The sequence below is a fragment of the Bradyrhizobium diazoefficiens genome, from assembly GCF_016616885.1.
Classification (GTDB): Bacteria; Pseudomonadota; Alphaproteobacteria; order Rhizobiales; family Xanthobacteraceae; genus Bradyrhizobium; species Bradyrhizobium diazoefficiens_F.
In genome coordinates this window covers 7,277,743-7,290,439 of sequence record NZ_CP067102.1, presented here as the reverse complement: position 1 = coordinate 7,290,439, position 12,697 = coordinate 7,277,743, and the positions used below count along the sequence as shown (strand labels likewise).

Below are 12,697 nucleotides of genomic sequence, written 5' to 3'. Positions count from 1 at the left end.
GTCGGCTGGTAAACGCCCGCATGGCCGAAAAACCCAAAAAACCCCAGAAATTGAAGGCGCGCCTGCCGCGCGGGCTCGAGGATCGCGACCCCGCTGCGATCCGGGCGACGCGCAAGATGGTCGAGAAGATCCGCGCGGTCTACGAGCTCTACGGGTTCGAGCCGGTGGAGACGCCGGCGATGGAATACACCGACGCGCTCGGCAAGTTCCTGCCGGACCAGGACCGCCCGAACGAGGGCGTGTTCTCGTTCCAGGACGACGACGAGCAGTGGATCAGCTTGCGCTACGATCTGACCGCGCCGCTGGCGCGCTATGTCGGCGAGCGTTACGGCACCGATGGCCTGGTCCTGCCCTATCGCAGCTACCGCGTCGGCTACGTCTTCCGCAACGAGAAGCCAGGCCCCGGCCGCTTCCGCCAGTTCATGCAGTTCGACGCCGACACGGTCGGCTCGGCGACGCCGGCGGCCGATGCCGAGATCTGCATGATGGCCGCGGACACGATGGAGGCGCTCGGCGTTGCGCGCGGCCAGTATGTGGTCAAGGTGAACAACCGCAAAGTGCTCGACGGCGTTCTGGAAGCTATCGGGCTCGCGGGTGAGGAGAATGCAGCACGCAGGCTGACCGTGCTGCGCGCGATCGACAAGCTCGACAAGTTTTCCGCCGACGAAGTGCGCAAATTGCTCGGCCCCGGACGATGGGATGGCGGCGAAGAAGGCAAGGGCGACTTCACGAAAGGCGCGAACTTGAGTGCGGCGGAAGCTGACGTCGTTCTCGCCATCACCAAGCCGCGCGACGATTGGAAAGAAGCCATTGCCACGGCCGAAACCTATCTCGCCAAGAGCGAGGTCGGTCAGGCCGGCGTGAGCGAGCTGGAAGAGATTGCCAAGCTGGTCACGGCGTCGGGTTACGGCGTCGATCGCATCAAGATCGATCCCTCCGTCGTGCGCGGCCTCGAATATTACACCGGCCCTGTCTACGAGGTCGAGCTGCTGCTCGACACCAAGGACGAGAAGGGCCGTCCCGTTCGCTTCGGCTCGGTCGGCGGTGGCGGCCGCTATGACGGTCTAGTCTCGCGCTTCCGCGGCGAGCCGGTGCCGGCGACCGGCTTCTCGATCGGCGTGTCGCGGCTCCAGGCCGCGCTGACGCTGCTCGGCAAGCTCGACACGCGGCCGGAAGTTGGCCCCGTCGTCGTCACCGTGTTCGACCGCGACCGCGTTGCCGACTATCAGAAGATGGTCGCGTCCCTGCGGATCGCCGGCATTCGCGCCGAGCTCTATCTGGGCAATCCCAAGAACATGGGCAACCAGCTCAAATATGCCGATCGCCGCAACTCACCTTGCGTGATCATCCAGGGCTCGGATGAAAAGGCGCGTGGCGAGGTGCAGATCAAGGATCTGATCGAAGGCGCGAAAGCCGCCGCTGCGATCGCCTCCAACCAGGAATGGCGCGAGACGCGCCCCGCGCAGTTCTCGTGCAGCGAAGCCGATCTCATCGCCAAGGTGCGCGAAGTCCTGGCGCGCCATGACGTAAAGTGGGGATAGCCATTCCGGCAGGCCGTCATGCCGAGCTTGTCCCGGGCATCCACGTCCTGTTTGATGCGCGCCTTCATCAACGATCGGGGTGTGCCCGGTCATCGCGACAGCAGTAGGGAGACGACAATGCCTGAGATCACCGTCAGCATGGCCGAAGGCCGCACCGACGAGCAGAAGGCCGGCATGATGCGCGACATCACCCAGGCGCTGGTGAATAATCTCGGCGTCGACGCCGATGCCGTCGTCATCCAGATCAACGAAGCCCCGCTCCGCCACAAGATGAAGGGCGGCAAGACCTTTGTGGAGCGCGCAGCGGCGGCGAAGAAGTGACGCGCTAGCGTCATTCCGGGGCAGCCCGCAGGGTTGATCCCCAATGCGCAACTGCGCATTGGGGAATCTCGAGCCACAATCTTCTGGATTCCGGGTTCGCGCTTCGCGCGCCCCGGAATGACGAGCAAGCCACATGGACGCACGCGACTTCATTAAAGTCGGAATGAGGGCCGAGCGCACGCTGGTGGTGCCGGCCGAGCGCACGGTCGGACATTTCGTGCCCGGCATGCCGATGGTCTATGCGACCCCGATGATGATCCTGGAAATGGAGATGACGTCCGGCGATGCGATCCGCTCCGCACTGCAGCCGGGCTGGGTCACCGTCGGCACCGAGGTCGACATCCGCCATCTCGCTGCCGCCCTTGTCGGGGCGACGGTGCGGACCACGGCGAAAGTGATCGCGGTCGAGCGTCGCGTCATCCGTTTCGAGGTCGAGGCCTTCGAGGGTACGCGCAAGCTCGGCGAAGGCCGCCACGCGCGCGGGCTCGTCAATGTCGAGTTGTTCAACAAGCGGCTGGGGGCGTAGCCGCTACTTCGCCAGTTCCTTCGACCGCTTCGTCGCCGCCGCGATCGCGCGGATCATCAGGTCGCGCAGGCCGGGCTCGCCCATCAGCACGCCGAGCGCCGCGGCGGTGGTACCGCCGGGCGAGGTGACGTTCTGCCGCAACGTGCTGGAGGGAAGGTCCGACTGGTGCAGCAGCTCACCGGAGCCCGCAACCGTTTCACGCGCGAGCTTCGTCGCCAGCGCCTCGGGCAATCCCGCTTCCACGCCGGCGCGTGCGAGCTCTTCGGCGAGCAGGAACACATAAGCGGGCCCGGAGCCGGAGACGGCAGTCACCGCATCCATCAGGCTTTCATCCTCAACCCATTCGATCGAGCCGGTGGCGCGCAGCAGTGCATCGGCGACAGCACGCTGCGAGGGGCTGACATTCTTCGCAGCGACGGCCACCGTGATGCCGCGGCCGATCGCGGCCGGCGTGTTCGGCATCGCGCGCACCACGGCGCCGCCGCAGACCTCCTCCAGCGAGGCGATCGTGGTTCCAGCCATGATCGAGACCACCGAGGTCTTGTCCGAGACGAACGATTTCAGCTTGGCGCCGGCCTCGCGGAACATCTGCGGCTTCACCGCAACGACCATCGTTTCAACTTGGCCTGTCGCCGTCACATCAGGATTGAGCGCGATGCCCTTGGCGGCCAGCGCTGTGATCTCGGGCGAGATGTGCGGATCGACCACCGCGACGCGGCGCGGATCGAGCCCGCCTGCCAGCCATCCAGTCAGCATCGCGCCGCCCATTTTGCCCGCGCCGGCGAGAAGGATGGTGCCGGTGATGTTTTGGAGAGTGCTGTTGTTAGCCACTGCGGTCACCACAAATTCGGTGTCGTCCCGGCGAAGGCCGGGACCCATAACCACAAATGGTTCTAGTGGATGGGGATGTTGGCAACAAGCCGCGTGCCACAAGTGAAATCACGCGGTATGGGTCCCGGATCTGCGCTTCGCTTGTCCGGGACGACGGCGGGAGGGAGTAGGGGCTCCCTTACTATGTTGGAGCGCGGGCTTACGCCTCGCCCACCGTATCGAACATCGCGGCGTCCATGGCCTGCGCGGTGGTCTTGCCCGCCCACACCACGAACTGGAACGCCGGAAAATAGCGCTCGCAGGCGTGGATGGCGCCGGCGAGCATGGCTTCGCATTGCGCGGTCGAGGCGGTGAGGCCGCCCGGCAGCACCAGCGCCTGGCGGTGCATGATCATGCCGGTGTTGGACCACAGGTCGAAATGGCCGATCCACAATTGCTCGTTGACCGCGGCGACGAGCCGCTGCACCTCGCCCCGTCGTGCGACGGGAATCTTCATGTCGAAGGCGCAAGCCAGATGCAGCGCCTCGATCTCGCCCATCCAGGTGAACGAGATCTGGTAGTCGGTCCATTGTCCCTTCGAGACAATGGTCAGTTCGTCTTCGCCGGAGCGTTCGAACGGCCAGTTGTTGCTGGCAGCGATATCCTCGACCACCGCGAGCGGATGGCTTTTGGAATCGATAGTGCCTTCGAGCAGGGACATGCCGTCTCGACCTCTTGCCTTTTTGTTGTCTTTAGATACGCACGCGGTTGGTCCGGCGCGCGCTTCCTTAACTTCGTTAAGGGCAATCTCCTCGGAGTCGCTTTCGCTCTCCTCGGACCAGCGCGGGCTTGTCGCGGATCAACTGATGTGATTTGCGGAATCTGCGCAACCGGGTCCCGAGTCCGTCCACAAGCCAGGACTCGTTCGTCCACAGCTGATCTCGGACACAATTATTAATTTGAGAACAAACCGGAATCGGATCGGGGCCGTGGGGCTCAATCGTTAATTCCGCCCCGCGAGGGCTGCACCGCCCTGGCGGCATGGGACCATGCGGATTTTTGCTATGGAACACGCTTGCTGCGGCCCCGGGCCGGCGTCATATTTCCACTCAGGCCGTTCAATCCCGAGCGGCCGATGTTCTCAGGGCGGGGTGAAAGTCCCCACCGGCGGTAAGGGTCGAAAGGCCTAAGCCCGCGAGCGCCTTCCCCCAGGATATTCCTGAAAAGGAATTTGCCGAAGGGAAGGGCCAGCAGATTCGGTGCAACTCCGAAGCCGACGGTTAAAGTCCGGATGAAAGAGAACGGTCGGTGGCAGACGCATCGCAAGATGCGGCTGCTTGTCGTTCCGTGTGCCCTGATTCTGGTCCTTTGAAGGAAAGCCATGAATCAGATGTTGCAAGATCCCCAAATCCAAACTTCCCAAGTCCAAACTTCCCAAGCTGACACGTCCCAATCACCGCCGCCGGTTCCTCAAGGTCCGACGACCGAACATCCGCGTTTCGCAAAGCCGCAGCGGGTGGCCTTCGTGCAGGCCTGCTGGCACCGCGACGTGGTCGAGGAAGCCCGCATCGCCTTCATCAAGGAGGCGGAGGCGCGCCACCTCACCCATGTTGATGTGTTCGAGGTGCCGGGCTCGTTCGAGATCCCGCTGCACGCGCAGGTCCTCGCCAAGACGCGGCGCTACACCGCGATCGTCGCGGCCGGCCTCGTCGTTGACGGTGGCATCTATCGCCACGAGTTCGTCGCCGACACCGTGATCAAGGCGCTGATGGACGTGCAACTGCGCACCGAGGTGCCGGTGTTCTCTGCGGTGCTGACGCCGCAGCAATTCCACGAGACCGAGGTGCACTACGATTTCTTCCGCAGGCACTTTGCGATCAAGGGCGTCGAGGTCGCGGCCGCCTGTGCGGAGACATTGCTTGGCCTGGAGCGTCTGCGTGGCCAGGTCGCGGCGGGGATTGTGTAATCGACGTCTGCCCATTGGCGGAAAAGGCTGCCACCTCCTGCCCACCAACAAAGCGTCTCCTTCTTCCTTAAGCCAAGGGAGAGGGGGGCGTGCCGCGTCAAATGTCGCCGAATAGTCTCCGACGGGAGCCCGGAGCTTGTCTCGCCCTCAGGTGGAGGGCATAACGGGAGGCATGCCCGGCAACGACGACATCGACAAGCTTGCTTTCTTGGCAATGGAAGCCAAGAAGGAGGCGGCATGGCTTGAGTTCGCGCGTTTCTGCGAGTTCAGAGCGCAAGGTGTCCGCGCAACCGCGATGGAGCATCTAAGCCGCTTCGTGCAGGCTGCTGCCCATTGGTCGTTGGAAGAGCGTCTGACCTTCTCGAAATGGGTGTTGTGGCGCAGTCGGAAATTTCATGACGATCGCGTCGTGCTGCCGCAGCCGCTCCGATCGAAGCTACTCATCATGACCCTCGCAGTTGGATTGAGACCTCCCCAGGTGAAGCAGAGGCTCACCTGTGGTTGGGACTTCTGAGGTGCGATGACCCGTCGCGCCACTTGGAACGGGCGATCGAGCTCGACCCATCATGCGAGCTCGCGCGCCTAACTCTCACAAACTGGATCATATCCGACATCGAATACAACCAGCACGAACTGCCGAGTTTCTACATCAATGATCCCGTGAAAGATCTCAATGATCTGGAAAAGGCTTCAAGGTTGGCGTCCGGCAGTGCTACGGAAGCCAGGGCGAGACTGTGGCGGCAAGAGATTGCCGAGCTTCGCGCGCGCGCTGAGGTATGGCGGGCGGCGGAGGGCTCAAACAGTGTCATTCCCTTTCCCGACAGGAAGACGTGGATCAACGGGAAATGAGGGGCGTTCGCGGCGGGGATGTGAGCCGCCCCTTCCCACGCCGCTGATTGTCAATCCCCCCGCCGTCCCTATAAAGTCGGCGGCGGGAGGAGGCCGTGCCGTGGAGACGGGGCCGACAAGATCATGTTCGAAGGACACGATCCCTATCTCGTCGCGCCCTCTGTGGCGATCGTGAGTCTGGGTGGCTATACCGGCTTTGCGCTTGCTGCTCGCATCCGCAACACGCCCGGCGTCAGCAATCGCCTGCTGCTCGCGGGCGCGGCCGCGTTTCTGGCCGTCGGCATCTGGACCATGCATTTCGTTGGCGTGCTGGCCGCGCCGCCCGACACCGTCTATCTGGTGCTGCCCACCATCATCTTGTTCCTGATCTGCGCACTGGTGGTCGGCATCTCGCTTTTCTTCGTCTCGATCGGCGAGCCGAGCTTGAAGCGCGTGGCCTCCTCGGGCGTGCTGCTCAGTGTGGGCATCGCGGTATCGGCTGGGGCGGTCAGTATCTGTTCGTGATCCCGGCGCGCGATCTCGCCGTCGTGATCCACTGCGGAAACTATCGGCGATCCGGCCAGGAGCAGACCGCCGTGATGCTCGCGCTGATGAAGGAGGTGGTGCTGCCGGGCTTTGCCTGAATTCTTCCTCAACCGAGCGACACGCCCGCCTTGGCGCGGCTGATCCCGAGGGTCAGGATGCGATGCAGGAGTTCCCCGTATTTGAGCCCGTCATGTTGAGCTGCCGTGGCGAACTCCTGGCTCTTGGCGATTTCCGGATTGGGGTTGGCTTCGATGAAAAACGGCGTGCCGTCGGCGGCGAGACGGAAATCGATGCGCGCGTAACCGTCGAGGCCAAGCGCCCGGTAGATGCGTTTCGCGGCGCGCTGGATGCGCGCGGTGACTTCGGGCGCAAGGTCTTTCGCCGGCCCATCGACGATGCCGAGGCGCTCCTGATAGTCGGTGTCGTGCTTGGCCTTCTCGGTGGCGATGTGGCGTGAGCTGCGCCCGCCCATGCTGCCGAACTTCAATTCCCAGACCGGCAGCACCCGCAGCCGGTTGTTGCCGAGCACGCCGACATAGAGCTCACGCCCCTCGATGAATTGCTCGGCGATGGCGGCGGTCTCGCTCCGATCGTGGATGAAGGCGACGCGCTCCGCGAGCTTGTCGTCGGTATCGACGATGGAGGCCTGAGAAATGCCGGCGGATCCGTCCATGTTCAGGCTCTTGACGATCAGCGGCAGCGCAAGATGCTTCGGCCGCTTGACCTTGCGCCGCATCGGGAAGACGGCAAAGGCCGGGATCGCGATGCGTCGGTGATGCACCAGCGTCTTGGAAAGGTCTTTGCCGCGCGCCAGGATCAGGCCGCGCGGATTACACCCGGTATAAGGGACTTTCATCAGTTCGAGATAGCTGGCGATGTGCTGGTCGTAGGCGACGTTGTAGTGGAATTCCTCCAGCAGGGTGAAAACCACGTGCGGCTTGAACTCCTCGATCGCTTCGCGGATCGGCCTGATTTCCTCCTGCGCGCCGAGTGCGCGGACCTCGTGGCCGGCCGCGCGCAAGGTGCTGACGACGTCGTATTCCGTTTTCCAAGTGTTGATTTCCTGCGCCGTGTATCCGTCGGACGAGTCCGGCGGCAGGAAGTCGGGATGCATCAGCACGAGAATACGGAGTCGTCTCATAGCGCGATCCATTTGCGCCGAGACGGGCCAAACAGCGCGTGCATCGTCTTGGCGGTCACAAGGACAGTGAAATCGAGAACGAGCTTCTGTTCGGGGCCCACCGCGCGCAGGTCGAGTTCGCGGCAGCGGGAGATCATGTCGTCGAGCACAGCATCGAGCGTGAGCTGATTCTCGCCCGTCCACCGCGCGACCAGTCGCCTGATCTGGGCGCGGTGCCGCCTGATCAAGCTCGAAGCGGGTTTGGAGCGATGATGCCGTGGATCGGTGGAAAACAGCCGGGAGAGGTCGCGGTCGTAGGTCTTCGGCGGCGTGAAGGCATAGAAGGCCTGCTTCTTCTTGTAGTGGTCTTCGAGCGTCTGGCTGAGCTTGCTGAGTGGATCGACCCGCTCTCTGGTCGCGATCAGCGGTCGCTTCCCCGCAATCTCGCCCATCAGTTCGTCGACATATTCGAGCTTCTTCAACGCCGGCCAGCCGGCATACCGCGTCCGCCAGTTCGAGCGCGGCCGCAGCCACACCGCAAACGTCTCGGCAAAATCCTCGTCCGGGTGGCTCTGCGCGTACCAGAGCCGGAGATGTTGGACGTAACGCCGGCTCGCCGGGTTGGGCCGGTAGTAGCGCGGATAGTGTTTTGACGACGGCCCGAACAATTGCTGCCAGCGCCGGCGGCGCTGCAGCTGGTAGCCATGCTGCAGCGCATGGCCGGCCTCGTGACGGAGGATGGCCATGCACTCGCGCCAGGTTCCGCCCTCGACGTCGAACATCATCTTCTTCTCGAGCTTCATCAGGCGGGGATGGGCGAGATAGAAGGGGATAGCGATACCTGGCACGTCTCCGGGACTGAACCATTCGCTCGAGATCCACGTGTGCGGTCGCAGCCGGATGCCCCGCTCTTCGAGTTCTTCGTGAAGCGTGCCAACGCAGTCTTCGAGCCAGGTGCCTTCGACCGTAATCCTCAGGCTCGAAAGGCGTTGCTTGAGCAACTCGTCATCCGACAGCTTTTCCCAAGCAAATTTCCGGCGTGGCATCAGGCATCCAGAGGGCAGAGATGACTCGGTAACTGGATGATGTCATGGGCGGCAGCCGGCAACAACCCGGGGGCTGTGAGGTGCGTTGCGGCGCGTCAGAGGCACGGCATCGTAAGGCGGGCAAAGCGAAGCGTGCCCACCGTCTTCACGACAAAAAAGGTGGGCACGGCGCTTTGCGCCTTTGCTCACCCTACGAGACCTTCCGAAATCGAAAAAACTAGTCGAACAGGCTCGAGACCGACTCTTCCGCCGCGGTGCGCGCGATCGCGTCCGAGATCAGGCTTGCGATCGGCAGCGTGCGGATGTTCGGCGCCTTGGTCACCGCTTCCGTCGCCAAGATCGAGTCGGTGATGACGAGCTCTTTCAGCTTCGAGCCGGCGATACGAGCGGCCGCGCCGCCGGAGAGCACGCCGTGGGTGATGTAGGCGTAGACATCCTTGGCGCCCTTGGCGATCAACGCGTCGGCCGCGTTCACCAGCGTGCCGCCGGAATCGACGATGTCGTCGACCAGGATACAGCTGTAGCCTGAGACGTCGCCGATCACGTTCATGACCTCGGATTCACCCGGACGTTCGCGGCGTTTGTCGACGATCGCGAGCGGGGTGTTGATGCGCTTGGCGAGGCCGCGGGCGCGGGCCACGCCGCCGACGTCGGGCGAAACCACCATCACCTTGCCGAGGTCGAAACGTTCGCGAATGTCGCGCACCATCACGGGGGCAGCGAACAAATTGTCGGTCGGGATATCGAAGAAGCCCTGGATCTGGCCGGCATGCAGGTCGAGCGTCATGACGCGGTCGACGCCGGCATGGGTGATCAGATTGGCGACGAGCTTGGCCGAGATGGGCGTGCGCGAGCCGGAGCGGCGGTCCTGCCTGGCGTAGCCGAAATAGGGGATCACTGCGGTGATGCGGCGCGCCGAGGAGCGGCGCAGCGCGTCGGTGATGATCAGCAACTCCATCAGATTGTCGTTCGCCGGAAACGAGGTCGACTGGATGATGAAGGCATCCGAGCCGCGGATGTTCTCCTGGACCTCGACGAAGATCTCCATGTCGGCGAAACGCCGGACCACCGCTTTGGTCAGCGGCACATTGAGGCCTTGCGCGATCGCTTGCGCAAGGGCAGGATTGGAGTTGCCGGCGACAAGCTTGATGGAGCCGTTCTTGGCCGACATGGACGCTTCCTCCCGCGCTTTGCTGGATACGACGTTCAACATCAGAGAATACCCACTGGCAGCACGGTTACGACGGGCGAGGAAATATCAGGCCGAAGCCCGCAATGGCAACCCGGGATGCTACGTTTTCCCTCTGAAAATCCTGAGTCGGGCCAACGGCTTGGCTGGTACTTGGGCCCGTGGTTTAGCGGTGGTTATTGCTGGGCATAGCCGAGCGCCGAGGCCGGCATCTCCGGCGCCGGAGCCTCCAGCGTCACACTTGCCACGGCGGGTCCGCGCAGGCCCGGAACCGAACCCGGCGCGTCCGGCGTTCCGTTGATCATATTGGAAAGTCCACTGAATCCGGCCTGGGCGATCTTCCGCAGCACGAGGTCGTCGGCGGCTTGCCAGGGGTCGCGGGTCGCGTCGCGGCCGGCCTTGGCGGTCGTCGGTTCCTCGCCGGAGAGGCGCAGCGCCCGCTGCTGGTTGGCGTCGTAGACGTCCCAGACCCAGGCGATCACGGTCTTGCCGCGGACCACCTGGGCGGAGAGGTAGCTGCGCACGCGGTAGGCAGCCGTCCCCTCGCGCGAGACGACCGAGAGGCTGCGAAGCTTGGATTCGGTGTCGAGCACGCCGACCATGCGGTCGAACACCTGCGGCGGCGGGCCGTCGATGGACTCGAAGGTTACCGTCCCGGAGCCGGCGCTCGGCGCCATCGCGTAGGAATTGGCGGGCGCGTTGCCGCCGGCGCAGCCGGCCAGCACGGTTGCTGCTGCCAGCAGCATGACCGCCAGCCCGCGCGAGCCCGCACGGCGCAAGATGGATGACGCTTCCCTCATTGAGGGCAGCGATATCGTTAAAATCGATTAAGGTCTAGGGCGGGGCGGCACAAAACACACTGTCATTCCGGGGCGCGCCACTTGGCGCGAGCCCCGGAATGACGGTTGCTGTGTTCACCCCTCCAGCGCGATCGCGTGAATGTGGCGGCCGTAATCCGGCTCCTTGCGATGAACTGAGCGGCGATAGCTGAAGAAGCGTTCGTCGGCGTAGGTATCGAGGCCGAGATCGTCGATCATCAAAATGCCGGCGGCTTCCAGCCGCTTGCGGATGAAGCCGGCGAGGTCGAACATGGCGTGGCCCTCGCGCACGGATGGGATGAAGAACACGGCGTTGTCCGCATCCGCCTCGATGAAGCGCGCGACGAACTCGTTGCCGACCTCGTAGCTGTCCTGCCGGATCAGCGGGCCGATCGCGGCGATGATGCCGCTGCGGGTGGCGCCGAGTTTTTCCATCGCCAGAATCGTGGATTCCAGCACGCCCGTCAGCGCGCCCTTCCAGCCGGCATGGGCGCCGCCGATGACGCGCGCATGGGGATCGACGAACAGCACGGGGCCGCAATCGGCGGTGGAGACGCCGAGCGCCATGCCCGGCGTCTTCGTCACCAGCGCATCCCCCTTCGGGCGCGGGCCGCTCGGCCAGGGCGCATCGGCGACGCGGACGTCGGGCGAATGGATCTGATGCAGGCTGAGGAAGCGATCGGCTGCGACGCCGACATGCTCGGCCATGCGGCGGCGGTTCTCTGCAACAAGGGCCTGGTCGTCGTTGGAGCCGAGCCCGCCGTTCAGCGCGGCATAGATGCCGCTGGAAACACCGCCCTCACGCGTGAAGAAGGAATGGCGCAGGCCGGGCACCGCCGACAGCAGCGACGAAGTGAGGGTCATCAATGGCCTCCGGCCTGTCCGAGATCGCTGAGGCCCGCAAGGCCCGTCAGCCGCGGCTCGGAGATGGCGAGCACCTTGAACATCGCGCCCATGCCGCTGCGCCCGGTGTCGGTCAGCCGCTTCAGCGCCACGGAAATGTCGGTCGCCACCTCCGGCGTCGCCTTCTGCATCAGCGCGGCCGCACGGGTTTCGATGCCGACGCGCTTGAGGAAGTCGCCTTGCGTCACCGGTCCGTGCACGCGCGCACCGACGTCCTCTGCCGCGCGCGCGAGGGCCTGGAAGTCGACATGGGCGGTGACGTCGGCCTGGCCCGGCGCCTTCAGGGGATCAGTGAAGCTATGACGTGCGATGGCCTGAAAGGTGTCGCCGGCATCGCTGCGCATATGGCCGTAATCGATGATCAGCGCCGCGCCGTCCTGGTCGCGCACGCGCGTGGCGAGCTTCATGATCTCGGTATCGGGTCGCCATTCGAACACTGCACCGACCGGCGCCGCGCGCACCAGCGGCGGCAGCAGCACGTCGAAGCGTGGCGTCGGCTCGGCGGCCGCGCCGAACTGAAGCTTGCCGTTGGGGTCGATCTCGACCACACGCTCGTGCCAGCCGTTCTCGCGCTTCACCATCTGGTGGATCGGCAGCACGTCGAAATATTCGTTGGCGAGGATGATGCCCGGTCCCTCAGGCACGTCGTCGATGCTGTCGTGCCAGGCGATGTTGTTGCGCACGCCCGACAATGTCGCGCTCTGCCGCTCGCGCAGGACCGGGTTGACCTCGACCAGATGAATGCTGAGCCCCTGGTAGAGCGGCGGCAGCACGCGAAGCGCGCGCAGCGCGTCCGCCATCATGGTGCCGCGGCCGGGGCCGATCTCGATCAACCGCAGCAATTGCGGCGAGCCCATCTGCTTCCAGACAGAGGCGGTCCACAATCCCAGCAGTTCGCCGAACATCTGGCTGACTTCGGGCGCGGTGGTGAAGTCGCCTTCTCGTCCCAATGGATCGCGCGAGACGTAATAGCCGTAGCGCGGATGCATCAGGCACGATTCCATGTATCGCCAGACCGGCATGGGGCCTGAGGATTTGATCAGCGCCTTGATCTCGTTGAGCAGCGGCTGTTCGGTCACGACC

Annotated in this window: 15 protein-coding genes, 1 pseudogene and 1 riboswitch; of the genes and pseudogenes, 8 read left to right on the top strand and 8 right to left on the bottom strand. The window is 64.2% G+C overall.

Annotation, left to right across the window (positions count from 1 at the left end):
• Nucleotides 1–20: 20 nt before the first annotated feature.
• The 3 genes from hisS (at nucleotide 21) to JJC00_RS33940 (ending at nucleotide 2,388) form a co-directional block, all read left to right on the top strand.
• Nucleotides 21–1,541, top strand: coding sequence for a histidine--tRNA ligase (gene hisS, locus JJC00_RS33950; RefSeq protein WP_200470103.1), 1,521 nt, complete (start codon nucleotides 21–23; stop codon nucleotides 1,539–1,541).
• A 117-nt stretch (nucleotides 1,542–1,658) separates the two neighbouring features.
• Nucleotides 1,659–1,862 (top strand): tautomerase family protein, encoded by a 204-nt coding sequence (locus tag JJC00_RS33945; protein ID WP_200470102.1) that lies wholly within the window; start codon nucleotides 1,659–1,661, stop codon nucleotides 1,860–1,862.
• A 133-nt stretch (nucleotides 1,863–1,995) separates the two neighbouring features.
• Nucleotides 1,996–2,388 (top strand): thioesterase family protein, encoded by a 393-nt coding sequence (locus tag JJC00_RS33940; RefSeq protein ID WP_200470101.1) that lies wholly within the window; start codon nucleotides 1,996–1,998, stop codon nucleotides 2,386–2,388.
• A gap of 3 nt (nucleotides 2,389–2,391) precedes the next feature.
• Here the strand turns inward: JJC00_RS33940 and proC are convergent, their stop codons facing one another.
• Together proC and JJC00_RS33930 are read right to left on the bottom strand one after the other, a co-directional pair.
• Nucleotides 2,392–3,267, bottom strand: coding sequence for a pyrroline-5-carboxylate reductase (gene proC, locus JJC00_RS33935; RefSeq protein ID WP_200474316.1), 876 nt, complete (start codon nucleotides 3,265–3,267; stop codon nucleotides 2,392–2,394).
• A 151-nt stretch (nucleotides 3,268–3,418) separates the two neighbouring features.
• Entirely contained in the window at nucleotides 3,419–3,919 is a 501-nt protein-coding gene (locus tag JJC00_RS33930) for a YbjN domain-containing protein (protein ID WP_200470100.1), read from the bottom strand.
• 412 nt (nucleotides 3,920–4,331) lie between these two features.
• Nucleotides 4,332–4,505, top strand: a riboswitch (FMN riboswitch).
• Between the two features lie 74 nt (nucleotides 4,506–4,579).
• Here JJC00_RS33930 and JJC00_RS33925 point away from each other — a divergent pair.
• The 5 genes and pseudogenes from JJC00_RS33925 (at nucleotide 4,580) to JJC00_RS38660 (ending at nucleotide 6,636) form a co-directional block, all read left to right on the top strand.
• Nucleotides 4,580–5,164 (top strand): 6,7-dimethyl-8-ribityllumazine synthase, encoded by a 585-nt coding sequence (locus tag JJC00_RS33925; RefSeq protein WP_200470099.1) that lies wholly within the window; start codon nucleotides 4,580–4,582, stop codon nucleotides 5,162–5,164.
• Nucleotides 5,165–5,336: 172 nt separating this feature from the next.
• Nucleotides 5,337–5,678 carry a hypothetical protein gene (locus tag JJC00_RS33920; protein ID WP_200470098.1) on the top strand — a complete coding sequence of 114 codons (342 nt, stop codon included), beginning with the start codon at nucleotides 5,337–5,339 and terminating at the stop codon, nucleotides 5,676–5,678.
• 23 nt (nucleotides 5,679–5,701) lie between these two features.
• Nucleotides 5,702–6,013: a hypothetical protein gene (locus JJC00_RS33915; RefSeq protein WP_200470097.1), complete on the top strand. Its 312-nt coding sequence runs from the start codon at nucleotides 5,702–5,704 to the stop codon at nucleotides 6,011–6,013.
• A gap of 123 nt (nucleotides 6,014–6,136) precedes the next feature.
• Nucleotides 6,137–6,484: pseudogene (locus JJC00_RS33910) on the top strand (MHYT domain-containing protein); the annotation flags it as partial.
• Between the two features lie 29 nt (nucleotides 6,485–6,513).
• On the top strand, nucleotides 6,514–6,636 hold the full coding sequence (locus tag JJC00_RS38660) for a hypothetical protein (protein ID WP_283816756.1): 123 nt from the start codon (nucleotides 6,514–6,516) through the stop codon (nucleotides 6,634–6,636).
• A gap of 8 nt (nucleotides 6,637–6,644) precedes the next feature.
• Here the strand turns inward: JJC00_RS38660 and JJC00_RS33905 are convergent, their stop codons facing one another.
• The 6 genes from JJC00_RS33905 to JJC00_RS33880 form a co-directional block, all read right to left on the bottom strand.
• Nucleotides 6,645–7,679 (bottom strand): D-alanine--D-alanine ligase family protein, encoded by a 1,035-nt coding sequence (locus JJC00_RS33905; protein WP_200470096.1) that lies wholly within the window; start codon nucleotides 7,677–7,679, stop codon nucleotides 6,645–6,647.
• On the bottom strand, nucleotides 7,676–8,704 hold the full coding sequence (locus tag JJC00_RS33900; RefSeq protein ID WP_200470095.1) for a putative zinc-binding metallopeptidase: 1,029 nt from the start codon (nucleotides 8,702–8,704) through the stop codon (nucleotides 7,676–7,678). Before JJC00_RS33900 ends, JJC00_RS33905 begins: the two co-directional genes overlap by 4 nt.
• 217 nt (nucleotides 8,705–8,921) lie before the next feature.
• Nucleotides 8,922–9,875, bottom strand: a complete 954-nt coding sequence (locus JJC00_RS33895) for a ribose-phosphate pyrophosphokinase (RefSeq protein WP_200470094.1) — start codon at nucleotides 9,873–9,875, stop codon at nucleotides 8,922–8,924.
• Nucleotides 9,876–10,069: 194 nt separating this feature from the next.
• Entirely contained in the window at nucleotides 10,070–10,693 is a 624-nt protein-coding gene (locus JJC00_RS33890; protein WP_200470093.1) for a hypothetical protein, read from the bottom strand.
• Nucleotides 10,694–10,807: 114 nt separating this feature from the next.
• Entirely contained in the window at nucleotides 10,808–11,575 is a 768-nt protein-coding gene (gene pgeF, locus JJC00_RS33885) for a peptidoglycan editing factor PgeF (RefSeq protein ID WP_200470092.1), read from the bottom strand.
• Complete coding sequence (locus JJC00_RS33880) at nucleotides 11,575–12,693, bottom strand: class I SAM-dependent methyltransferase (RefSeq protein ID WP_200470091.1); 1,119 nt, start codon at nucleotides 12,691–12,693, stop codon at nucleotides 11,575–11,577. Before JJC00_RS33880 ends, pgeF begins: the two co-directional genes overlap by 1 nt.
• Nucleotides 12,694–12,697 lie beyond the last annotated feature (4 nt).